The sequence below is a fragment of the Tenacibaculum sp. Mcav3-52 genome (genome assembly GCF_022347665.1).
In the GTDB taxonomy this organism is placed as follows: Bacteria; Bacteroidota; Bacteroidia; order Flavobacteriales; family Flavobacteriaceae; genus Polaribacter; species Polaribacter mesophilus.
In genome coordinates this window covers 1,206,870-1,231,406 of the sequence record NZ_JAKRGE010000001.1, presented here as the reverse complement: position 1 = coordinate 1,231,406, position 24,537 = coordinate 1,206,870, and the positions used below count along the sequence as shown (strand labels likewise).

At 28.5% G+C, this 24,537-nt stretch carries 27 protein-coding genes; 6 read left to right on the top strand and 21 right to left on the bottom strand.

What is annotated here, in order from left to right:
* Positions 1-5: 5 nt before the first annotated feature.
* From MHM83_RS05675 to MHM83_RS05575, 21 genes are all read right to left on the bottom strand, one after another.
* Positions 6-620, bottom strand: a complete 615-nt coding sequence (locus MHM83_RS05675; protein ID WP_239178739.1) for a hypothetical protein — start codon at positions 618-620, stop codon at positions 6-8.
* Positions 621-623: 3 nt separating this feature from the next.
* A complete protein-coding gene (locus tag MHM83_RS05670; protein WP_239178738.1) occupies positions 624-935 on the bottom strand; it encodes a hypothetical protein in 312 nt (103 codons plus the stop codon).
* On the bottom strand, positions 920-1,498 hold the full coding sequence (locus MHM83_RS05665; RefSeq protein WP_239178737.1) for a hypothetical protein: 579 nt from the start codon (positions 1,496-1,498) through the stop codon (positions 920-922). The genes MHM83_RS05670 and MHM83_RS05665 overlap by 16 nt, the downstream gene beginning before the upstream one ends.
* 170 nt (positions 1,499-1,668) lie before the next feature.
* Entirely contained in the window at positions 1,669-2,163 is a 495-nt protein-coding gene (locus tag MHM83_RS05660; protein WP_159617036.1) for a hypothetical protein, read from the bottom strand.
* Between the two features lie 6 nt (positions 2,164-2,169).
* Positions 2,170-2,373 carry a hypothetical protein gene (locus tag MHM83_RS05655; RefSeq protein WP_239178736.1) on the bottom strand — a complete coding sequence of 68 codons (204 nt, stop codon included), beginning with the start codon at positions 2,371-2,373 and terminating at the stop codon, positions 2,170-2,172.
* Positions 2,374-2,560: 187 nt separating this feature from the next.
* A complete protein-coding gene (locus MHM83_RS05650; protein ID WP_239178735.1) occupies positions 2,561-3,388 on the bottom strand; it encodes a hypothetical protein in 828 nt (275 codons plus the stop codon).
* Positions 3,389-3,536: 148 nt separating this feature from the next.
* A complete protein-coding gene (locus tag MHM83_RS05645; RefSeq protein WP_239178734.1) occupies positions 3,537-3,725 on the bottom strand; it encodes a hypothetical protein in 189 nt (62 codons plus the stop codon).
* Between the two features lie 33 nt (positions 3,726-3,758).
* A complete protein-coding gene (locus MHM83_RS05640) occupies positions 3,759-4,172 on the bottom strand; it encodes a hypothetical protein (protein WP_239178733.1) in 414 nt (137 codons plus the stop codon).
* Entirely contained in the window at positions 4,172-4,906 is a 735-nt protein-coding gene (locus MHM83_RS05635) for a hypothetical protein (protein WP_239178732.1), read from the bottom strand. The genes MHM83_RS05640 and MHM83_RS05635 overlap by 1 nt, the downstream gene beginning before the upstream one ends.
* Positions 4,899-6,266 carry a glycoside hydrolase family 19 protein gene (locus MHM83_RS05630; protein ID WP_239178730.1) on the bottom strand — a complete coding sequence of 456 codons (1,368 nt, stop codon included), beginning with the start codon at positions 6,264-6,266 and terminating at the stop codon, positions 4,899-4,901. Before MHM83_RS05630 ends, MHM83_RS05635 begins: the two co-directional genes overlap by 8 nt.
* Before the next feature lie 6 nt (positions 6,267-6,272).
* Entirely contained in the window at positions 6,273-6,998 is a 726-nt protein-coding gene (gene tssD, locus MHM83_RS05625; protein ID WP_159615062.1) for a type VI secretion system tube protein TssD, read from the bottom strand.
* 35 nt (positions 6,999-7,033) lie between these two features.
* Complete coding sequence (gene tssR / locus MHM83_RS05620) at positions 7,034-9,358, bottom strand: type VI secretion system protein TssR domain-containing protein (RefSeq protein ID WP_159615063.1); 2,325 nt, start codon at positions 9,356-9,358, stop codon at positions 7,034-7,036.
* Between the two features lie 2 nt (positions 9,359-9,360).
* Positions 9,361-10,293 carry a PKD domain-containing protein gene (locus MHM83_RS05615; RefSeq protein WP_047790416.1) on the bottom strand — a complete coding sequence of 311 codons (933 nt, stop codon included), beginning with the start codon at positions 10,291-10,293 and terminating at the stop codon, positions 9,361-9,363.
* Positions 10,294-10,303: 10 nt separating this feature from the next.
* The gene (gene tssO / locus MHM83_RS05610; protein WP_047790415.1) at positions 10,304-10,750 is read right to left on the bottom strand and encodes a type VI secretion system TssO; all 447 of its coding nucleotides are present in this window, start codon (positions 10,748-10,750) and stop codon (positions 10,304-10,306) included.
* A gap of 3 nt (positions 10,751-10,753) precedes the next feature.
* The gene (gene tssO, locus MHM83_RS05605) at positions 10,754-11,251 is read right to left on the bottom strand and encodes a type VI secretion system TssO (RefSeq protein WP_047790414.1); all 498 of its coding nucleotides are present in this window, start codon (positions 11,249-11,251) and stop codon (positions 10,754-10,756) included.
* Between the two features lie 12 nt (positions 11,252-11,263).
* Positions 11,264-12,430, bottom strand: a complete 1,167-nt coding sequence (locus MHM83_RS05600; protein WP_047790413.1) for a hypothetical protein — start codon at positions 12,428-12,430, stop codon at positions 11,264-11,266.
* Complete coding sequence (locus tag MHM83_RS05595; protein WP_047790412.1) at positions 12,423-13,301, bottom strand: TssN family type VI secretion system protein; 879 nt, start codon at positions 13,299-13,301, stop codon at positions 12,423-12,425. The genes MHM83_RS05600 and MHM83_RS05595 overlap by 8 nt, the downstream gene beginning before the upstream one ends.
* A gap of 14 nt (positions 13,302-13,315) precedes the next feature.
* Positions 13,316-14,260, bottom strand: a complete 945-nt coding sequence (locus MHM83_RS05590; protein ID WP_073184337.1) for a hypothetical protein — start codon at positions 14,258-14,260, stop codon at positions 13,316-13,318.
* Positions 14,245-16,686, bottom strand: a complete 2,442-nt coding sequence (locus tag MHM83_RS05585) for an AAA family ATPase (RefSeq protein ID WP_159615064.1) — start codon at positions 16,684-16,686, stop codon at positions 14,245-14,247. Before MHM83_RS05585 ends, MHM83_RS05590 begins: the two co-directional genes overlap by 16 nt.
* Complete coding sequence (locus MHM83_RS05580) at positions 16,683-18,470, bottom strand: hypothetical protein (RefSeq protein WP_239178728.1); 1,788 nt, start codon at positions 18,468-18,470, stop codon at positions 16,683-16,685. Before MHM83_RS05580 ends, MHM83_RS05585 begins: the two co-directional genes overlap by 4 nt.
* Before the next feature lie 17 nt (positions 18,471-18,487).
* The gene (locus MHM83_RS05575) at positions 18,488-18,913 is read right to left on the bottom strand and encodes a GPW/gp25 family protein (protein WP_239178726.1); all 426 of its coding nucleotides are present in this window, start codon (positions 18,911-18,913) and stop codon (positions 18,488-18,490) included.
* A gap of 89 nt (positions 18,914-19,002) precedes the next feature.
* Here MHM83_RS05575 and MHM83_RS05570 point away from each other — a divergent pair, with 89 nt between their 5' ends.
* The 6 genes from MHM83_RS05570 (at position 19,003) to MHM83_RS05550 (ending at position 24,526) form a co-directional block, all read left to right on the top strand.
* On the top strand, positions 19,003-19,458 hold the full coding sequence (locus MHM83_RS05570) for a hypothetical protein (protein ID WP_047790407.1): 456 nt from the start codon (positions 19,003-19,005) through the stop codon (positions 19,456-19,458).
* 23 nt (positions 19,459-19,481) lie between these two features.
* Positions 19,482-20,846, top strand: coding sequence for a DUF5458 family protein (locus MHM83_RS05565; RefSeq protein ID WP_047790406.1), 1,365 nt, complete (start codon positions 19,482-19,484; stop codon positions 20,844-20,846).
* A gap of 245 nt (positions 20,847-21,091) precedes the next feature.
* Positions 21,092-21,544: a GAF domain-containing protein gene (locus tag MHM83_RS05560; RefSeq protein WP_047790405.1), complete on the top strand. Its 453-nt coding sequence runs from the start codon at positions 21,092-21,094 to the stop codon at positions 21,542-21,544.
* Positions 21,545-21,626: 82 nt separating this feature from the next.
* The gene (locus MHM83_RS16160; protein ID WP_255724779.1) at positions 21,627-21,752 is read left to right on the top strand and encodes a hypothetical protein; all 126 of its coding nucleotides are present in this window, start codon (positions 21,627-21,629) and stop codon (positions 21,750-21,752) included.
* Positions 21,753-21,888: 136 nt separating this feature from the next.
* Positions 21,889-23,415 (top strand): bifunctional phosphoribosylaminoimidazolecarboxamide formyltransferase/IMP cyclohydrolase, encoded by a 1,527-nt coding sequence (gene purH / locus MHM83_RS05555; RefSeq protein ID WP_239178724.1) that lies wholly within the window; start codon positions 21,889-21,891, stop codon positions 23,413-23,415.
* Between the two features lie 82 nt (positions 23,416-23,497).
* A complete protein-coding gene (locus tag MHM83_RS05550) occupies positions 23,498-24,526 on the top strand; it encodes a rod shape-determining protein (protein WP_047790403.1) in 1,029 nt (342 codons plus the stop codon).
* Positions 24,527-24,537: the final 11 nt, after the last annotated feature.

The window sequence follows — 24,537 nt, the reverse complement described above, 5'->3', positions numbered from 1 at the left end:
CTTTGTTAATTAAAAAGACTTCTTTTTATTAACTCAAACTTCCCTTTATTAATTCTATATTCATTCCATTCATCGCTATGAATCCCTTCTTCATCTTCATTAAATTTATACACAAATACCCTATCATTTTTCACATAGAAATAAGCTCCTTTAGTTACCAAGGCTTCAATATAATTTTCATAACTATAAACAATTAAAGAATCAATATTTTCTCCATCTTTTTCTGAACATAAACTTACAAACTTGTAATCGTCTGCGTCTGATTTTTTATTAGCTAAATCTAAAGAGTATATAATCTTATTTCTTTTAAAAAATTGTTCTTTTTCCTCAACTCCTTTTAAAACACTATAATCATGTGTTATTTTGTAAAACCTACATCTACTATTAAAATCTTCTCTTTGTTCTCTATTATCTTCTAGAACTCCTTCAGTCCTAATACAACTATCTTCAATACTTTTAATAAACTTTAGGTTAGAAATTAATGAATCTCCTTCCTGAAAATCTTTGCTTATTAAAACAATACTATTTTCCTCTTTTTGATTACTTTTTTCAGGGACTATTTTTTTACACGCTAGAATAAATACTATAAATGTAATGGTTCCTATTTTTAAACTGTTCATTATCTACTTTTTAATAATTTTACTTTTATCAAAGTTTCCAGAATGTAAATGAGAATTATGGAGACTACCACCGTCTTCACTCTTCTTAAATCCTGAAAAATATTTTTTATTTCCTACTAAAATTTTAGTAAAATGAAATTTATTCATAGCATCAACTATTTTTTGATCGGTCTTTTTTACCCACTTATAAATTGTATCAACACTTTTACCATTGACATGCTCTGCGCTTGGAAAACACGAACCTTCTGAAAAACAACTTCCCGTCGTAGTAATTTTTATTTCTAAATCTGCCAGAGCTCCTATAAAACCAGCCAAACAACCTGGCCCAGTGTATCTTCTTTAGTACTAGAAAATTTATATTCTATGGAAACTCCATCCTTTTTGTATGATAATGAGTCTGGCATCCTAACTAGCTCTACATCTTTACTAGTTGCTTTATATAGTCGCCATATCTTTCCTTTAGTAGGATGTTTACCATATTCAGCTACATCTCCATTAACATATTTAATCCTTCTTTCTGTACTTCCTTCACTTACTTTTTTATTAAATTCTATTTTTGAATGAGTCGGTTTAGTTTTATAAACCACTCCATTTTTCTTTTCCTTTGTAACATTACTTTTTGCCTCACAAATTTCATGCTTTTTGTTTGAAGAATCATGATATATATACTTGTATTTATTCTGAGAATTATTTTCATCATAAATGATTTTTTCTATTTTACCATCATAATAAATATGATACTCATTAATTCTTTTACTATCTCTAAACTCAAACCAATTATCATCTCCATAATACCAAAAGTTTGAACGGTTATCAAAAAACTCTTCGTATTTTACTTCAAACCAATTTTGATTTTCAGGCTCTGCATCTACAACCATAAACAGCTTCGTTTTTTTATCTGTTGTTTTATTTAGAGCTTCTCTGTATTTTTTCTGATCTTTCTCATCCTTAGGTGATAGTGTAACTGCGTCTATCGCGAAGTTTCTAAAATCTTCGGCATTTGATATGTTCTTTTTATTTTGCTCTACAAATCTGCTTACATACGTTTCTACAACACTAGTTTTTTACCATCCTGTTGTAAAACAATAGAACTATCTTTTTCTACTAAACATTTTTTTTCGGCTTGTTTTAAACTTAACTTTATGCGTTTATTAGCCATATTTTCGGTTTCAACTACCATATACACCTCATCTCCTAAATTAGCATTAGCTAGTTTTGTAAGCTCTATTTTTGGCAGAATTAAAGGAATATCAATACAATCTCTTTTTGTATATGAGTCTTTTTTAAGTACCTCTACTATGTGAGCAACTGTTGTTTGCTGTTGCTTTTTTTGTAAACCTCCTTTAATGTTTTTATAAATAATTGTTGCTATCTTTTCCTTACGAGCTTTTGTACTTGTATTATTGCTCCCTTTGAAAGTATAACTTTCAGTTTCTCCTGTTTTCTCAGTACCTTTGATCTCTTTTTTTGCCAAATAAGCTTTTTTTACTCGTTGGGTTTTAATTTTCAGAGCATTACTTGGTTTTACAGTTAATGTTGCCATAGCTAATTAATTTTGTATTGTTTCTCTTTCTCCTTCTTGTTGAACAACTACACGTAACTTCAATTTATGTTCACTACTAGTTACCTTAAAATCTTTTATAATATCGTTTTCTATAACCTTGTCATTATATACAAAATCTTTGGTGTGGTTACTTAAATCAATATCTATTGTTTGTCCTATAGCATTTTCTGTTTTCAATACTAAGTACACTTCTTCTCCTGTATGTGGTTCTGCTTGTTTATTACCTTCAAGGTCGGTATAGTAACAAGTAAAGCGCGGTGTTGTATCTTCTTTAGCTTTGTATGGTGCAGCTTCTTTTATTGGTATAAAACTTTCTTGCCAGTGTTTTATATAGCGTGGGTACTCTGATTTATACTAATTAGAGCTGTTATTAAAATTATTTTAACCTAACAATCTTTTTAAAGCTTTCTGTTAAGTATGGAGTAAGCTCGTTTATGGGTATTATCACATTTAAATTTGTGTCATGTTTTGCACCCCAATCTTTTTTTATTAAAAAGACAACATAAACAGTATTTTCATTGTTCTTGGTAACATAAAAATTTGTCATATTTTTTATTGCCCCTTTTCTTTCAATAAGCCTTAATTTTTCTTTTCTTTCTAAGCTTTTTAACGCTTCATCTTCTTCTACATCTATCATCATTTCTTTTTTAATTTTTTGACTTAAAAAACTTAAAAATAAGTTATTATCCTTTAAAAAAACATCTTTAAAACTTAATATTTTCATTTGCTTTAAATCAATATTTATATAAGATATAGAAAAATTATAACCAGCAGAAGATATTGATGTACATGTTGTTTTTACACCTAATAATGAGTCTTCTATAAAACTTTTTTTCCAATTAATTTCTATTTCATCAGAAAAAAAATCTAATTCATTTTCACAATTCTTTTTTATTTTTTTTCGGAATAGTTTTAACTTATCTTTTATCGATATGAACTTTGTATCATCCTCTATAAAGTATAGAATACCATCCGCATCTAATTCATTTAGTATTTCATTATTAATTTTCTGTTCCTTTAACTTATTTTTATCAATTAAATAAGGTAGATTATACTTTAAAGAGAAATTAAAAGATTTATCACACTTAATAGAATCTTTTAATGTAAGTACTTCTAATTCTTTAGTTAGGACAGTTTGGCTTTTACAAGATTGAAAAACAATTAAAAAAATTGTTAAAATATATGTTCTTCTTAAAATAAGCATTATTCAACACCTACTTTCATTTTAAAATCTTCCTTTAAAAAAGGTTTAAGTTCTTCAAAAGAAAAAAACACATTAAATACTGAACTAAAATTTAGGTTAGCCCAACTGCTATCGATCAAAATATCTAATCCTTTTCCATTTTCATTTGTTAAAAAAAACGTTGTGGTAAATTAGTTAATAAGCTTTTCTTTACAATCAATTGTTTTTCGTTTTCAGTCATTTCTTCTTCAAAAAAATCATTTAACTCAGATTCTATTTTATTATTTAAATAGTTTAAAAGTTCTTTTGACTGACTCTTGAAAATATCTTTTGAAGTAATCTCTAAGCCTGAGTCCAAGAAAAAATTATAATAATATTCTTCAACTCTAAGTTAACCTGAATATATCTCAAAAAACAACTTTAAAGAAATTATATTTTTGCTAGCTTCACCTATTTCATAATAAGAAGCAACAAAAGGAGCTAAAGAGTATTCATTACATTTCTCTTCATTAGTTAAAATAAATAAGTTTAAGTTTTCTTGTAGACTCTTCTCTTTATTGAATGTATCAAACCAATCAATATTAGCTTTAACATCTATTAAAATTCTATCATTTATCTTCTTAGAAGAAATTTTATCACCTAACTTAACATAGGGTAAATTATACTTTCTTTCTATTTTATTATTACAAACAATAGAGTCTTTAATGTTTAAAATTAAATCATCTTTGATGATTTTTTTTTGACTTTTACAAGATTGAAAGACCATCAATAATATTAAAATATATGTTCTTCTTAAAATAAACATTATTCAATATCTATTTTCCTTTTAAAATCTTCTCTCAAATATGATTTTAATTCTTCAAGTGGAATAAAAATTTCATAAAATAAATTAGGACTAGAGTTAATAAAATACATTCCTTTTTTACTACCTCGTTTATCTAAAAACCAAGTTTCAGGAAAATAATCTATTTCTAATTCTTCAGAATTAACAGAGTTTACTTTTCTTTCTAAGAACTTTAAAAACTCTATATCTTTAATAAAAATAGTTTCTGATTTTAAAAAAACTAAATTTTCAATATCATAATTATAAAAATATGAAAAAACCTGATTATAGGCGGTATAAGTTTCTATCAATATACCAAAGCTCACTATTTTATTATTATAAAAATAAACTTCAGATTCAGAATTATTAAATGAATAACATTTAGTACCACAACAGTTATCAGTAGAATATTGTACAAATTTTTTTAATCCTATTTTCAATCCATTGTTTAATATGAAATTTTCATTTTCACCAGAAAAAACATATTGATTTAACATTTTTGAGATAGAATCATTAACTATATCGCTTGATTCATCATTTATAAAATTAAAAAATGGCACAGAATATTTATTAACTATTTTTCCATTACAAAAGATAGAATCCCTAATTATTTCAATTGAATTGTTTGTATTATCATAAATTTTATCTTGACTTTTGCATGATAAACATTCAAATAATAAAATACTTAAAATTAATATTCTAATTATTTTATTCATTTCTTATAGGAATTAATTTTAAATCTGATTTTATTTTGAGTTGAAGTCCTCTAGGCTTTATACTATTAACTGGTTTTACCTCTTTCAGTTTTTTTAATAATTTCTCTGCCTCTATGTCTTTTAGATTGACATATATTTTTACGTTTTTCTTTTTTTTATGATCATATTTTGTTTGTTTAATACTCGTATCTTTAGATATGTTTACTAATTGATTCTCTATTGATTCTTTTTCTTCTTTACTACCTTTTTTATGCTTCTCTTCATAATGCTTATATACTTTAAATCCTTTTTCTGCTCTGGCTTTAAAAGTTTTATCTCTTCTATTGTCTAATCCATTAGTCCCTCCATTAATTCTTCTAGAGACACTTTCTATATCATCCTTCTCAGCATATTTATAAATAGCTCCATTACCTTCTATCCAAAACCATAAAGCCGACTGAACAGCATAAATAACATTACTGGTATCTGATATTAGATCAAAGTTTCCTTTATGATTTATAGTATCTGTGACTTTGGTAAAATCAATATAACCTTTGGGGTCATCAGGAAAAGGATTCTTTTTTCTAAAATTGGAAAAAGAAATATAATTGGTTTTTCCTGTAATTTGTTTTACCCCACGTCCACAAAACATAAAACCTTCTCTAGACAACTCATTACCATTGCCATTTCTGTCTGCATAAGCTCTAGATAAAAGTTCCTTACCAAAAGCCTTATGTTTCTTTAAAATGATATTGAACTTAACAACTTCTTTTCCATCTTTATTTTTATCTTTTTTTATAAATATATTCTCTTCTTTCTTCAAACTCTTAGTACTAGCATATAGTTTGCTTATTTTTATTTTAAGTTCACTTTTATTATCATTAATTATTTTCTTTATTTCGGAATTAGTTTTAGGTAAGATTTTGTTTTTATTATCTGTAATCTTAAAAATATCATTTAATTTATTTTCAATAGAATTAAGAATAGTATCATCTATAGTTTCAGATCCAAATCTTTTTTTCGCAGTTACCGAAAGGCTCAAAATTCCTATATAATTATAATTTGGGCTTTCCTTAAAATACTTTTTCCAAAACTTCATTTCAGCTCCTAATTGAGCAATAAAATGAGCTTTTCTAAGACAGGTATCTAATTTATAATCTTTTCTATACTTGTTAAGATAAACTAGTATTTTTTCGGTAATTTCCTTTTCCGCCTCAGGAACCACATGTTTAACTTGTTCAAAAGTTATTTCCTCTTTACAGTAAGGACAAAGTTCTGTTTCTTTTACTGTTAAAGGTGTTTCTTTATGGTTTAATAATTCTCCTCTGTAGTAAACTTTGGGAATATATATTCTTGACTTTTGAGTTTTTTCTTTTTTCATAATTTATTATTTTAACATTACTTCCCCTTTTTCATTAACAATTCCTTTTAGTTCAACATTACTAGCTGAGTTATCATCTGAATCTTCTAAAATTATTTTCACCTCTTCCCCTTCGTCTATATTAATCACCTTTATATACAATACAGAATTACTATTTACTTCTGCTTCTTTGATAGACTCTCCTTCTTGATTTCTCCACTCTTTTCTTATAATTCTTGGTGTTGTATCTTCTTTAGCTTTATATGGTGTAGCTTCTTTTATTGGTATAAAACTTTCTTGCCAGTGTTTTATATAGCGTGTGGTACTTTTTTTACTCCAGCTAGAGTTGTTAAAAAATCGGTAGTCTTGCATTGCTGGAGATATGGTCAGAGTTACCTGCATACCTGACTGATTACAAAACTTTTCATGGTAATTGATGAGTGTACCATCTTGAAAGTTGTATTCAAAAATTTCTAATCCGTCATAATCATCTTGATAAAAAACAATTTTACCGTCTCTTAACTGATATAAGTCAAAAGGATATGGTATTTTTTTGTTTTCGGTTCTGTCTGCGATTATCCACTCTAAAAAACTATCATCATACATTTGCGATTCAAATGTAACCGAGATGGTTCCTCCCATTAAGGCAGAGGTAGGTTTTCCGTTCCAATCAATAAGTCGATTGTAATTTAAATTTGTATTGAAAAGTTCTCGTTCTTCTCCACATACAAATAGCTTTGCTTTAACATTCATTTTTAGGCAATTTTCGGGTTCTTCCTAACTATTAACTAGGGCAATAGTTCTAAAGGTATGAAGTACACTTCACTTCTATAACCTTCTTCTACTTTTTGCAACTTATTTTTTAAAAATAATTCTTCTAATTTATCTATTTTTTCATATTGTTGAAAATAAAACTTTTCAAAACCATTTTTTCCTACTCTTTTTCTTGGCAATTTATATATTCCTAAACAGTAATATCCTTTATGATTTAAAGGAATTCCTGATTTAAAGTAAAATAAATCTGCTATTGTTGCTTTTCTACTTAAAACATATCTATAGGCAGCTTTGTTTAATATTTTTATTTGTTTTTGGTACAATCGTTTTATTACTCTTCGCTTTTTTCTTGTAATGGGTTTTGCCATTTGAGGAAATGTGCTGCGATAATTTTCTATTAATTCTATAATTTCATCTTTATCTAAGACATAGCCTTTTTTTATTATACTATCGTTAAGTAATGATACTTTTTGGTACAATACTTCATGTAAATTGTTTCTGCTTAATTGAAAAAGACGTAAGCTGTCTGTATTTAACTCTTTATATCTTGTTTTTATCGTTGTGCTTGGTTCACTTCTTAAAACTCCTAGTTTTTTATTAAAGTAATTTAACGAGGATATAAGCTTATTATTTGTTAATGTAGATCTTTTTAAAACAGTATCTATCGCTTTTTCTAAAGATAGAGGAGTTAATGAACTTTCTATTCTTGGAAAAATAACGCCTCCATTAAAAAGGCTATTATCTGGAGCATCGTACACATAAATATTATCTTCATCAGCAGGTATCTTTTTTAGGATATTGTTTTCTACTATAATTTCATTATCCACAATAAAATTCTTGATAAATTCATTATAATATTTCCCTGTTTTATACAAAAACTCTTTGCTTCCTAATATATAATTCTGAGATCTTACACTTTGATTATTGTCTAATTGTGCAAAAATAATTTTAGGTGATTTTTTAGCTATTTTTTCAAAAAAAGTATCTTTTTGCCTTTTAATATCATTCGTGTTTTCTTTGCTTGAAGCAATGATGAAGAAATTGTTTTCAAAACGCTTATTTTCATCTGAAAAATTATCTATTACATAATTTACTGCTTTGGGAATAGACATTGTTTTTTCAACGTATTCTACAGCTAAATTGTTTTGATTACTTTCTATAAAAGATTCAACAAAGCTAATCCACTCTGAAAAAGAGCTTGTTTTTTCTAATATTGCTGTTCCTTTTCTATCGACTAAAATTGCAGAAAAACTGTATTGAGCTTCAGTAGGTTCTTGAAATAAGGTTATGTATAAACTTTGTAATGAGTTCAATATTTTTTTTAGATGTTCGCTTTCCTCATTTTTAGAAATAAAATGGAAGTTTACTACCTTCGACTCCTCTTTCATAAATTTTATTTCTTTTGTATAAAAGCTATTTCCTTTTACATTAATAAGTTTATTTTTATCATGATTCCAAACATGTACTGGAGCTATCAAGTCTTTAGTAACATCTGTTTTTAAGTTTTTATATCCTGTATATAAGTATTTAGACAATACATCTTCACCTGTAAGTTGAATTGTATCTTTATTACTAACTGCCAATAAACTATCAGTGTCATTTATAACATATACTTGACTTTGTCCAATACGTGTAATTAAGTTTGATGGTATCCAACCTACTGTTTGAGAAATAGAGTCTTTTAAAACGGGTTTATCTGACACAAATACTGCTTTCCCTTTTTCATCATACTTATAAGGGTATACAATTTGATTAGACACTAACTTTTTGTTTGACTTTGTTCTAAAAAAGGGATCTTTAAACACATTTACAGAGTCTACTTCCATATGTGGTTTCAAATCAAAAAGTCGTAACGTTTTATCTGTTCCTACCTTATATTTTATAGGTTTATTATTACATGTTTCTAAAAACGAATGATTATACTCTATTACATTACTTGCAGGAATCCATCCTAAATATTCTACTTGCTCTGAATCTTTAAAGTTAAACTTATCTCCATAGAACATAGAAAACAATCCTTTGGGCTTTCCTATTTGATCTGGGTTGGCTACTACTACTTCATACGAATTTTCTTTTTCATCAATTACATACAACGGAGTAAGTAATCCTTTTTTCTTAAACTTTTCTTGCACATATGGTCCTTTATAAAAAGAGTTTTCCTCTCTATCTGAAAAGACCATTTTTAACGAAGCATCGTGCTTCGTTTTTGCTTTTTTTAGATAGTTAAACCTATCAGTTTTTACTTCTTTTACTTTCTCATATTTCCCTATAGTTTGTGATACAATAGGGAAGGAATATAGCAACAGCAAAAAAATAAAAAGTGTTATTTTTTTTTGCATTATTATCTTAGTAAACTTTGTGTTACATTTAATCTTTTGAAACATTTAATTGTATCTATTTCAACTTTATTTATAATTATTTTGCTTCTTTTCTTATTTTCTAAATAGTGTAAACCTTGGCAGTAACTAAAAAAGTCATTATACCTTCCTCCATTAACAATTACAAGTATGTCTTCTGCTTGATTACATGTATAGTTATTTTTTATATAATTTAAGTTTTTATAAAAAGTTCCTCTATCTGTAACCTTGCTATCTGCTATTGCTTGAAGTCTTTTTCTAATATCATTTTGCACAACCCCTAAAGAGTCTACTTTTTCTAATTCCTCAACTTTTTCAAATCTTGGTAAAATCTTTATATTATGAAATATTGGGTATTTTAATGTATTTGTTTGAAGTTTTACCCTGTAGTCTCCTGGTTTACTATATCTGTAAATTACTTGTTCTTCATAAGCATCAACTGTACCTGTTTCTCCAAACTCCCAATACCAGGTATTTATTCCTTTTCCCTCGGTAAAAAACACTAATTCTTCTCCTACATAACCTTCATCTACGCCATGCAATGTTACCAAAGAGTCTCTAGGTGATAGTTTTGGTAAAGAAACTATACCTATTTGTTTTGAAACAGTAAACTTATCGTTTATTTTTATTGATACTAAATACTTACCTTCTTTACGGTATTTATAATCGATATTTCCTGGTTTTACTATAGAATCTCCATTTCCCATATGCCACACCACTTTTCTTCCTTCAACTAAACTCGTATCATTTAAAAGGAAAAACAGTTTTTCACCAACTTCAAACTGGTAGTTACTATTAGATTCAGATACGTAAAAATCTAAATTACTGAGTCTTGATTTATAAGGTGCAAATATGGCCAGTATTAATACTAATAAAGCTATAAAAATTAAAGCTGATAATTTAAATTTATTAGACATATTCTTTTATTTAAATATTAGCTTTACATTCTTCTAGATTTTCTTTCAGAACTTTATTATTCCTTTTTAAAGCATTGTATTCTTCACTCAAATCGAAAAACATTTTAAGCGTTTTTGATGATTGAACTCCGAATATATATCTATTATTCATATCGTTATCTCTATAAATTTTTTTGTATTGTTGAATTTCCTTATCTAACTCGTCTAATACCTGAATTTGAATAACATCAAAAGGTATTTCTTGAATTTTTTTATGTGTATTTTTTATTTTTTTTGTGTATTCTTCCTGAATATCAAAAATTTCTTCTGAAGCGTCAATACTATTTAGCAGCTCTTTACTTTCTACTACAGGCACTTTAAATATAAATTTAGTTAGTATTATAAACACTACTGTAGAAATTATTATAAACAAAAGAGAAAACCTTATTTTTTCCCAAAAAATCTCATGTTTATCCATAGCTTACTCTTTATTTAAATTTTTATTTAAATCTTTATATTTCTCTCTGCACTTTTCTAATTGTTCTTTATTGGCTTCTCTTGTATTAACTTCTTTGTTATAATTTTCAAGAAGTGATTGTATATTCCTTATTTCAGACAAAAACTCACCGTAAATTTTGTAATAGTTGTTTTCTTTTTTTGTACTATCTATACTTTGTCTTATTTCTACTCTGGTGTTAGTTATAATCTTCTGCATTTGCCTATACTCTCCAATATTCCTTCTTTTATTTTTTAAACTATATAGGTTTTTAAAAAGCTCTTCCATTTTAAAATTTAACATAGCTTGTTTTTTAAAAACTTCATTGTAATGAGATTGTTTACTCTCAATTAAAACAACCCCTTTTTCTGCTATAATTAAAGTGACATATAAACAAAAGAATACGACTACTGCTGTTAAAGAGAATGATGCAAAAAACTTAAGTATTTGTTTTCTCCTTTCTTTGTGATTTAAAGCTTTCATAAGAAATTTATATTAATCAATTATACTCCAAGTACTATTTTTACCTCTATTTCTATTGAATTGCGCTCCAGACTCTTCATTAATTACGATATTATCTTTTCTTTGTCCTATATACTCTAGTTCACTCATCTTTTTAAATACGCGCTCCAACATAACTACAAACCTATTTAGCACATCAAACGTTTCTGCTATCTCAATATGGTTGTACTTAACGTTTACAGCATCAACTATTGCATCAAGGAAAACAGAAGGCTTAATGTCTGTCCATTGATAATAATATTGTAGTAATTGCTCTTTCTCTTTATCATCCATAATACTCAAGCAAATAGAAAGCTTATTTGCTAACACCACTAACCTATCAACCAAATACATAGGTGATCTACTAGTAGAAATATTTTCTAAATTAAAAATATTATCACTGTAGTACTCTTGCAGTTTACTGCAAATTGAAAAGGTATTGGCTACTAATTTATTACTGCTTTTTTGCCCATTATTTTTTTTGAAAATTTTAATCGAATAGTTTTTAGACTTAATAAGCATTTGTAATAACCCTTTTCCAAATCCTTCTAACCTTTCATTAGATGTTAAATTAACAACAGGAGGCACATAACTTTCATCAATAGAAAACAATCCATTTGTCCATAACACCTTTCCTATGACCAAAAAGTGCTCTTTTAAAAAGCTAGTATTAATTTTTGAAACTGGAAGTGTATGTAGTTCTAATTTAGGTAATACATTAGGATGATGTAAAGGTATAACTTCAGGGTCTGGAATACCTACTGGTAAATACTCAAATGGAGATAGCGAAAGCATTATATAAAATTCTTCGCTTTCTGTTTTATCAAAATCAGATGTTTTTAATGTTACTGATGGTGAATTTGCCCCATACAAATCTCGGTGATACATAATCCTGTATCCTTTTTCTGTGATGGCGTTACAAGATTTCAGTTTTATTACTAAAGAGTTATCTCCATCGTTTAAAACATCTAATTGTAGGTTTTCAAAATTAGTTCCTCCATCAACTAATCCATATTCATAATTTTTAAGAGAAACCGAATTGTAGTCTTTTATGGTTTCAATTGTGTTGTTATAATTTTTAAAAAAATGTTCTGCAGATATTTTTACTCCGTCAGTCCAATTTATTGGTAAGTAATTCATTTTATTATTTTTCTTATTCATCTTCAATGGTGTTTAATGCAGTTCTTCTTATATATATAGTTTGTTTATTCCTTATTTTATTAAACTTCCCGTCTTTTTCAGCGTCTAAGACTTTTGTAAAAAGAGGAAAATTAAACCATTTGTTTGTGTAAAAAATCCAACCAATTGGCTCTCCCTCCAAATAAGTATCAATCATTCTATCAGGAAATCTAAAGTTTTGATCTTCTATAAATCGATTAAACCACATACCTACTGATACCTCCATGGGTAACTTTACTGAAAAAGAACTGTAGTTTTTATCTTCTGGATTTCTTTTAATTTTTACTGTTACTTGTATTAATTTAAAAACGTCTACATTATCCCAATACATATCACTAACTCCATTATCTGAAACATTCCAGGCTTTATAAAATGGTTTTGATATGTTTAAAAAGTATTCTAAAGACATTGTGTATAGTAATGGTAACACAAACCAAATTATTGATAACATTGCCCAAAGTGCGTAAGGTAAATTACTTATTTTTTCAAAAATTAGATAATACAGCCACCCTGAAAGAAGCATTACTATAAAAGCAAAAAATAGTGTATGGAATTTATTATCTAGGCCTATAGATTTGTAAAACTTTGTATTTTGAAAAAGCATGAAAAACACACCTATAAAAAGATAACACAAAACTGTGAGTATCAACCCTACCCAAACAAATTCATATTTTAATAAACTAATTAAAACTGGGGCTACTAGAACTATAGTTAGCAATAAAACCAAGACTATTGCCTTTTTTATATTAAACGATTTTTTTGCTTTTACTATGTTATTTAATACCATTAAAGAAACAATAGCTATTAATGGTGCTAAAAGAAATTTTAAAAAATATACTATTATTATGTTCATAACTTTTTCTTTTCTTATTTAGTTAAATATGAATCATACCCTAAAAATCTTTCTGATAAAACAAAAGATTGATCAGAGTTTGTTTTATAAGTGATATGAATTTTTCTTGAGGAAATTAAAAAGAAGTTTAACACTTCCTTTATTTGTAAAACACTTTTTTCTAAAACTTTAAAGTTTTCTACTTCTTTTTCTAATACCACAACTACTTTAACATCATCTATCTCACTATAAACCTCACCACTTAAACCTAGATCTACTCCTAAAACAGCATCTCCTAAACTTAAAAAAGGAGATTCTTTTATAGCACAAGGTATATAACTAAGCTCTACTTTTAAGCCTAAAACAATTTGTATTAGTTTTTCTAACTCGACTAAATTCTCTTTAAAAAACTCAGACTTACATAAATTAAGAAATAGTTTATACAATGACTCATCTGATATTTCTATATCAAAACCTATAATTTGTTTAAAAATATTTAATAGGTTTTGTTTTGATTTTTTGTCTGAAAAAAAGTTTAAGCTTCTATTATTAATCCTAACTCTTTCTTTAAATATTTCTGTATCAAATAGTGTAAAAAAATTAATATCTCCTTTTTCTTTTTCCCTATTTCTACGAATTGTATCAACTACTTCCTTCTTATTATCTGAATTAACCCCTAAGGAAAGAGGGTAAAATAATATTTCTGGTAACTGATGATATATACTATTTCTACTTAAATTTACTACTAAGTTCTCTTCAAACCCTGTGTCTTTAGCAATAAAATTTGAATTAATAGACAAAACATCTTTAGATTGAGCTCTAGTATTCATACCGTGATTTTTCACAATTAATACTTCTGAGACATCTTTTTTTAATAAAAACTCTAATTCTTCAATAAAAACCTCACCTATAAAGTTAGATGTCATATTACGAACAAGCTCATCTATAACGGTATCATTTTCATTTACACTAGCTCCCATACAAGATTATTGTTTTTATAATCTAATAATACATGATCTCCTTTATTTACCTGTTCAGAAACTATCATTTTAGATATTATCTTTTTCACGTATGTTCTTACAACTCCTGCAATGGGTCTGGCTCCATACTTTTGAGAAAATCCTTTTTTTGACAAGAACTCTAAAGCTTCATCAGAAATATCTAACACTATTTGTTTTTGTTGTTCTAATTGCTTTCTTAGTTTATTAAAGTGTATTACTAAAATATCTTGTGCTACTTTTTGATTTATTGGCGCAAATGGAACTACTTCTGTTAACCTCCCTAAAAATTCTGGTCTAAAGTGTTGTGCCATTACCTCTATTAACTCATTTGAGGTCGGAATTTTTCCTCCTGTTATTTGCTCAGCAATCCATTGACTACCTATGTTAGATGTAAAAATGACAATCGCATTAGAGAAATCTCCTTCTCTTCCTAATTTATCATGAATTACTCCTTCATCCATTAATTGTAGAAAAACATCATACACAGAACTGTGAGCTTTTTCAATTTCATCAAATAAAACTACTGAATATGGACGCTGTCTAATTTTTGTTACTAACATACCTCCTTCTTCATATCCTACATAACCTGGAGGTGCCCCATAAAGTAGCGCTGCTGAATGTTCCTCTTTAAATTCAGACATATCAAAACGAATCATTGCTGTTTCATCATCAAATAGTAACTCTGCTAATGATTTAGTTAATTCAGTTTTTCCTGTTCCAGTAGGTCCTAAAAAGAAGAAAGAACCAATTGGTTGTTTAGGGTTACTAAGTCCACTTCGCGATTCAATAATAGCATCAGAGAGTGTTTGAATAGCGTTTGACTGCCCTTTAACTCTTTCTTGTAACTTTTTATCAATATTTAAAAGACGTTCTTTTTCTTCTGTTTGAATTTTTCCTAAAGGAATGCCTGTAATTTCTGATACAACAGCTTCAATATTCATTTCACTTACAATACTAATAGGCGTCTTAGCTAGCTCTTTTAACATTGATAAGAATTCATCAACCTTCGATATTTCTTGTTGTAAATCTGGATTATCAGATACTAAATTAAATGACTTGGTAACTTTTGAGGTTTGAATAACACTAACTTTTCTGTAAATAGTATTGTATATTAATTGTAAATCTGAAAATTCAAACTTTTCCGAGTCCTTAACTTCATTAAACTCTTTTTCTATTTTTCTAACCTCTGCTAATACCGTAGCGTTGCTCATCTTTACAGCTGCTACAGTTTTATCTATTAAATCTATTGCACCATAAGGTAACTTCTTTTCCTTAAAATACCTTTTTGAAAGATGTATAGATTCCTCAATTGCTCTATCTGAAATTTTAATATCAAAATGTAGTTCCAACCTTTTTTTATGTCTATGTAAACATTTTAACATCTCTAGGCTACCTAATTCCTCTAGCTTCAATATTTCTAATTTACCATCTATAGGGTGTCTTTCAAGATTTTTCCTGTATGAATCTGAATTAATTGTAAAAATCATATTAATACGCCCTTCACTTAATTGAGCGTTTAAAATATTAACAATAGCATTAGTTTTTCCTGATGCGTTTTCAAGCAATACATGAAGATCATCAATAACTAATATGGAAGGAGCATCAATAGACTCTAATTTCTCAAATAGTTCTGATATTTTCTTATTTACATCATTTTCAGAGCTTGCTCCTGCTAATAATTTTGGGACATTGAGTTTAAATACTAAGTGACTTTTCAAATACTCATCTGTACTATTACTCAATTCTCTTACAAAGTAGTTTACTGTTGCTGTTTTTCCTATACCTGAATCTCCTACTAAAATAACTCCCTTGCTTTCTGATCTTTCAAAATTTTCTAAAATCAATCGAACTTCTTTTTCTCTACCTAAGATTAAGTTTCCTTTTTGTATTACCTCTTCTGTTTGAAGGTCTTCGATATAGGAACTTATTGCAGAAATATTTTCCTTAACGTTTGATTCTAAAAAAGTGGGAGTATTAGCATTGTAATGATTTAAAATATCTTGTTCTGTTATACCTAATGTTTCTATTTGTTGTCCAGAATACACAACTCCCTCTCTTACAACTGCTGTAAAAATACATAAGGCATCAATATTTTCCGTTCCTAATTTAATTTTTGAACGTTCAGACTCTTCGAAAACCTTAGCAACTTCATGGTCTGGATTTACATCTCCAGAAGCTTTTAGTGGAGTTGACTTATACATTTCTTTCATTACCTCAAACCACTCAAGAATATAGTTAGCATCTTTACCCATGCTATCAATAATCTCTTCTAAACCAGTTGGTTCATTAATTAGCGATGTTATTAAATGACTAACACCATAGGTACCTTGATTTTCTCTGTAAGCAATACTTTTAGCTCTTTTTATGCTTGATAAAGCACTTGAACTGTAATCTTTTTCTATCATTTTTTTATAAAAAATACTTTATATGTTATATTTGATATTGATCTTTTTTCTAATTCTTTTTCAAGATAATAACTGAAAAGGTTTTGTTTTTCTTCAGAAATTAACTCTCTCTTAGTTTTTATGTATATATCTGTAGTTCTAATTAATCCTTTTTTCTTTTCTTTTGATATTGCAACACCATCTTTTATAGAAAGGCTCTCAACAAAATGCCCTATTTTATTGTTTATAAAACTTTTTACATCTTCTCTAGTTACAATTCTTTCTCTAGTAAGTAACCCATAGCGCAGCCCATTTATTTTGTCGTGCTCCTCTTTTCTTATATGCCCACCTATTGTATCTGTTTTGAGTTTTATTTTACTATCAATAAACTTACCTGTTCTATACTGATTAAAAGTATAACTAGTATTAATATCATTTGCGTGGTTTGCATTAGTTAGCCAATACTGAAATTCATAATTAAAGGCATCTTTATGTGGATAGGTTAACAAAAATGTTTTGTTATTATTTGCATTAACCTCACCAAATTCTAAATGAATTTTCTTATCAATCTCATCTAGTTTTTCATGCAAATCATCTAAATATGCTTGAATAATATCATACCCTATTGCAGAAAAAGCACTACCTTCTTCTCTTACAGTTTGAGAAGTTTTACTTAACATCATCTTAGCACTTCTTGTATCAAACCTTCCTATGTCTCCAAAGTAGAGAGAATAACCTCCTTCAAGACTTTCTGTAGAGTTTTCTATAACGTTACTATAACTATTTCCTTTATCATCACTTAAACTTTCTATATTTAAAAAGTAGTTTTCACCTTCACTCAGTACTGATAAGATCCTTCCATTTTTTCTAAAGTTATGTTGTTTATACTCTAACTTTCTGTTAACTACTGGAAAAGTATTTAAACTTACCTCTATTCCTTGTAGTTTCTCTCTAGAAAAAACTTCTGGTAACTTTACTTTAAACCATAAAAGCTTTTTATCTAAATCTTCAGGCTCAATAAAAAAATCAGTTTGCTCTCCAAATAATTCATTTATTGTTTTTTGTTGTCTACAAGACTCATTTAAATTTAAAGTATAAAAACAGTCTTCATAAAAAGAAATTACATCTTCAAAGTAGTGAACTTCTTTGTTGTTATTTATTAAAACTTCCTTATCTAGAAACATTTCATTCTCATCAACATCATACACCTTCATTGTTTTTAAAAAAGGTAAAAGCGAAGTATCTTTTAGTATAAAACAAAGAGATAGATTATTAGTTTCTTCCAATAAATCATCTAAAATTTCAACACCAAACCAAAGTTCGTAATCTTTAATTTTCTTTTCTTCAGATAAATAAAGAGCATCCTCCATGTTACCAAATCGGTTTTCACAAATCAACAACTTATCATCGTACCCTAAATATTTAACAGATGCATTTATTAGCTTTTTTGTAATAATTGGAGTAAAAAAAACATCTAACTTATCTTCTCCAAATCTTCTCTTTGAGCAATAAAAATGATCTGAAACATTTAATTGTGTCGTATCGTCTTCCGGCTGAGCTTTTAATAAAGCATGTGAAGGTGATGGTAAGGACCACTTGTTACTTACCAAAATTCTGGATAACCTATCTAATAATTCTTTATCTGAAACATCTATTTGTTGGTGTAATTTTGATATTTCATAAGCAAAAGTATGTAAAAGCAAGTCTAAAATAGGATCTACACTCCTTTTATCTTTAATGCCCCATAATTCCATCGAACGTAATAGCATTCGATTTTTAATTTTCATAAAATATTCGTCTCTCATTGCTATTTTTATTTTTTTTATTGTGATAAAGGACTAATGTAAAAAAGTGTAGCAAAATTAAATGGCGCATCGGTTTCTATAATTGTACCAAATACTTTAATTTCTGCTTTTCTTCTTACATGAACATCCGTAGTCTCAGCATCATCATCTATTTCAGATAACCTTACACTAACTCTAATATCCTTGAGTCTTGGCTCATACTCAACAAAGGCATAATATAAAGAATCTTTAACTTTTTCTTCCCATTTATTAATTTTAACCAATTGGTTAAATTCTAAATCCCAAATATCGGAACCATAATTCGGTCTTCCAAAAACCTCACCTTGTTTTGAAGTAGCAATTATCATGAGGTGTTGAGCTATGGATTCTTCAAGTGTACACCCCAATCTATTATTTTCTTTATTTCTTTTTGTTATACTGGAAAAGTCTAGGGGGATCTTCAAATAATTCATTTTTCCTTAATTTTTTTCTGTAAAAATAATTTTTTTTATCAAATATTTAATAGATTCGTAGCAGAATAAAAAAAATTATTATGGCAATGTACAATTACGGAATTGGAGGCAATGAAGTTAAAGTTGATGCTAATGAATCAATCGCAAACATTTCTTCCAACAAAACTTTATTAATCCAAAAACTTACCGACGAAGCTCCTGCAACCCCCGAAGCTATCTATGGTTTAGACACAATCGAAGCTGTATTCGAGAAGTTTTCACCTTCAGTGAATCTTGAACACACCGATGAAAATGGCGCCGACGTTAAAGAATCTTTAAATTTCAACAATTTAGGTGATTTTAATGTTGAGAACATTAAGGCTAATAGCTCTTTTTTAAATAAGCTAGATATAGAAAAAGACCAGTATCTAAGAATTTCAAGACAACTATCTTCTAACAGAGCGCTAATGAAAGCACTTAGTAACCCTGAAACAAAAGATACCTTTATCAAAATTTTAGAAGAGTCAATTAAAGAAATCGAGCAAGCCGAACAATAAAACCAAAAAAAACATAATTAGCTATGTCTACAAAAGTAAAAACGCAGCAATCGGAAGTAGTTAAACAACAATCCCCTAGTCAAGAAGTAGCTAACGCTATTGATGGTATAAAAGAGTACGGTGGTTTCTCTTTTATCGAAAACATCGTTGATGGTTACTCTAACTTGAACCCAAAAAGAAAAGCTAGAAAAAGTCTATTTTTAAACGACGAGCAGTGGAAAGGAGAAAGAAAAAACTTAAAAAACAGACTTTCTGTTTGGTTAGAAATTCTTAAAAGTAGTGACAGTATCGAATCAATGTGTGATACTGCAAAAGAAAAATCTACCAGCATAGAAAGTGTTTTAAATTACAATCTTAAGAAAACCTTAGAAAAAACAAAAGAACTAGAAACCTCTTATAGATCAGTAGCTTTATTCTACAAAAACACCGAAAAAGACAAAGTAAAAAACATCACCATCTTAAATGCCGATTTAAGTCAATTAAAAGATTTAGAAAATCCTCTTTTTATAGACTATGTATCAAATGAGTTTAAACAAAACTTTGATAGATTAGATTTAAAAGACAACTACTCTATATTAGTAGTTCCTGGTTATTTAGGATCTAACGTAGTCTTAGACAAATGGTCTAAAATAGCACATGACAACAAAGCTGTTTTATTAACAGACTTCCAAGATCTTGAAACACCTGACGACATTGTTGACATGTTCTCAAATGCAAATCACTCTGGTGGCGAAATTCACAAATCAAACACTTTAATGACTTGTAACTGGCTACTAGGAAGAAAAAAAGAAGATGCCGTGGGTGAAGAAGACAACCTATACGTTCCGCCATCTTCTGCTTTGGCTGGTAAAATATATCACACATTAATGTCTCAAGTAGTAGCAGGTAAAAAATTTGGAGGTATTAATGAGGTAGAAAGTGTACGATTCGATCTTAAAAAGAGTGAAATTTCAGAAATTGAAAAAATGGGACTTGTTCCTATGGTTAACGAATATAGTAAAGTAATGGCTTTTTCAGCCAAGACTTTATTTAACGGAGACAACTTAGGTTTACAAACTTACTCTGTTGTAAGAGTATTCGATCACATAACAAAGGTTTTATTTGACTTTTTAAATAGAAGAGCTTTTGAAAACTGGAGCTCTAGAACTGAGGCTGATTTACGTCGCCAAATAGTTAAATTCTTAGACGATATTCAAGGACCTACTAAGCTAATTGAGCGTTTTAAGGTTATAAAAATAGAACAAGATCAAAATCAAAAAGACCGTGTTTTATTAGATATTCATATCACTCCTTATTTTCCTGCTAAAAGCTTTGTTATCCAACTAGATGGACACAAAGGAGATGGTCCTGAAGATGCTGTTTGGCATAGTGAATACGTTCAACAGTAATTTTATACTACAGAGAAAAATAAAAAAGCAAAGGTTTTTAACTTTTGCTTTTTTTATTGAAAATATTTTAGCTATCACATAACTTTAAACTCATTCTTTTTGAAATTGTATCGTTTTTCACAAAAAAAACACTTAAAACCTCTTGTCTAAGCTATAAAAAATAAAATTCAGTTTTTTATCACAATCCTTACAACTATTTTTGTAAGCTTTAAGCACTCTTTACGAATAAGATAAAAAATATTTTCATGAACATACAAGAACTAAAAAACAATATAGACTTAATAGTTAGTAACAATTCTTCTAAAGAAGAAAAACTACAACAAATCTGCGATTATTTAGCTTCAGAAATCTCTTACTATGACTGGGTTGGTTTTTACTTTAAAAATGGTGATAAAAATGAGTTAAAACTAGCTCAATTTAACGGTGAACCTACAGAACACACAATCATCCCTTTTGGAAAAGGTATTTGTGGACAAGTAGCAGTTAGCAATAAAAACTTTGTTGTACAAGATGTTAGTGAACAAGACAATTATATTTCATGTGGTTGGAAAGTAAAATCTGAAATTGTAATTCCCATCTTTGTAAACGGCGAAAACATCGGTCAAATAGATATTGACTCTCATACTGTTAACCCTTTTACTAAAAACGACGAAGATTTATTGGAATATATTTGCAAAAAAATAGCTAATTTTGTATAATTATTTTATAATCACTTGATTATTAAGTTTTTTTTTACTTTATTTGATGTGATTTTAAACAACCCCATTAATCCCCTTAAATATGAGCAATAGAGAACATCCTTCTTATGCAGCATTAGGCAGTGCTAATGCTCGTTCAAAATCTCAACAATCTTTAATAGAAAAATTCACAATCTGGTTTCGAAACTTCTTAGAAACAGCAGAGTAATTTATATTTATAGTTTTGTTGTATTAAAACACCACCAAAGAATATTTTTGGTGGTGTTTTCAATCTTAAAAGCTAAAAAAATATTGTGTGTCGACTACTCTTTTACTAGCTTTGCAAGCTTAACAACACAACAATAATGAACAATATAAAAACTATTAAATCAGCGTTAATTTCTGTTTTTCACAAAGACGGATTAGAGCCTATTGTTAAAAAACTTAATAATCTAGGTGTTACTATATACTCTACGGGAGGTACTGAAAAATTCATCAAAGACTTAGGTGTTAATGTAGTACCTGTAGAAGATGTTACTTCATATCCTTCTATCTTAGGAGGAAGAGTAAAAACGTTACACCCTAAAGTTTTTGGCGGCATCTTAAACAGACAAGATCACGAAGGCGATATTACTGAGATGGAAGAATATAACATTCCTCAGTTAGATTTAGTAATTGTAGATTTATACCCTTTTGAAAAAACAGTTGCTTCTGGAGCTTCAGAGCAAGATATTATTGAAAAAATTGATATCGGTGGGATTTCGTTAATCCGTGCAGCTGCAAAAAACTTTAAAGACACTGTTATTATTTCTTCAATGGAACAATATGAAGATTTCTTAACTATTATTTCAGAAAGCAACGGAGAAACTTCGTTAAACGACAGAAAAAAGTTTGCTGCTAAGGCTTTTAATATCTCCTCTCATTATGACACTGCCATTTTCAATTATTTCAATGAAGATGAAGTTGTATATAAAGCTAGTGAAACTACATCTAAAGTATTACGTTATGGAGAAAACCCTCATCAAAAAGGTTTTTTCTTTGGCGATTTAGATGCTATGTTTGATAAGCTACAAGGAAAAGAATTAAGCTATAATAACTTATTAGATGTTGATGCTGCTGTTAATTTAATAGAAGAGTTTAAAGGTGAAGATCCAACATTTGCTATTTTAAAACATAACAATGCATGTGGTTTTGCTCAACGTAAAACAATTCATCAAGCTTATATAGACGCTTTAGCTGGTGACCCTGTTTCTGCGTTTGGAGGGATTTTAATTTCTAACACGAAAATTGATAAAGCCACTGCCGAAGAAATTCACAAATTATTCTGTGAAGTAGTTATTGCTCCTGCTTATGATGCTGATGCTTTAGAAATTTTAAAAGGTAAAAAGAATCGAGTAATATTGATTCAAAAAGAAATTGAATTACCTAAACAAACAGTTAGAACTGCTTTAAACGGAGTATTAGTTCAAGATAAAGATTATATTACAGACAAATTAGATGATTTAACTTACCCTACTAACAATAAACCATCAGAAAATGAGTTAGAGGATTTGTTATTTGCATCTAAACTATGTAAAAACACTAAGTCTAATACTATTATTTTAGTAAAGGACAAGCAATTATTAGCTGGGGGAACAGGTCAAACAAGTAGAGTTGATGCTTTAAGACAAGCTATTGAAAAAGCTAATAGTTTTAACTTTGACTTAAACGGAGCTGTTATGGCTAGTGATGCTTTTTTCCCTTTTCCTGACTGTGTAGAAATAGCAGATAAAGCAGGTATAAAAAGTGTAATTCAACCAGGGGGATCTATTAAAGACCAATTAAGTATTGATTATTGTAATGATAATAATGTAGCAATGGTTTTTACTGGAACTAGACATTTTAAACATTAATTATATTGAGTGTAAAATACCCACAGATTTTTATTAGATTTGTGAGAATACATTAAAATTAAATATAAATAACGAAATCTTTATGGGTTTTTTCGATTTCATGACAGAAGATATTGCAGTAGATTTAGGTACTGCAAATACACTTATAATCCACAATGGTAAGGTAGTTATTGACAACCCCTCTATTGTTGCTAGAAATAGGCTCACTGGTAAAATTATCGCTACAGGTCACGAAGCCAGTAGAATGCAAGGAAAAACCCATGAAAACATCAAAACTATACGCCCCTTAAAAGACGGTGTAATTGCTGATTTTCAAGCTTCTGAAGAAATGATCAAGGAATTTGTAAAACAAATTCCTGCTATAAAAAAGAGATTATTTCCACCATCATTACGAATGGTAATCTGTATTCCTTCTGGAATTACTGAAGTTGAAAAACGAGCAGTTATTGATTCTGGTCGTCACATGAATGCTAAGGAAATCTATTTGATTTACGAACCAATGGCAGCAGCTATTGGTGTTGGTGTTGATATAATGGAGCCTAAAGGAAACATGATTATTGATATAGGTGGTGGTACAACTGAAATTGCTGTTATAGCACTAGCTGGTATTGTCTGTGATCAATCAGTAAAAGTTGCTGGAGATTTATTTACCAGCGATATTATGTATTACATGCGTACGCAACACAATTTATATGTTGGGGAAACTACTGCCGAAAAAATAAAACTACAAATAGGTTCAGCTACAGAAGATTTAGACACACCTCCTGAAGACATGATGGTTCAAGGACGTGATTTATTAAGTGGAAAGCCTAAACAAATACAAGTTTCTTATCGTGAAATTGCAAAAGCTCTAGATAAATCAATTTTACGTATTGAAGATGCCGTAATGGAAACACTATCTAAAACACCTCCTGAATTAGCTGCTGATATTTACAATACAGGTATTTATTTAGCTGGGGGTGGATCAATGCTTAGAGGTTTAGATAAGCGTTTATCTAGAAAAACAGATTTACCAGTATATGTTGCTGAAGACCCGTTACGTGCTGTAGTTCGAGGAACAGGTATTGCACTTAAAAATTTAGAAAAATACAAAACTGTATTAATCAAATAAATTTGAATGAT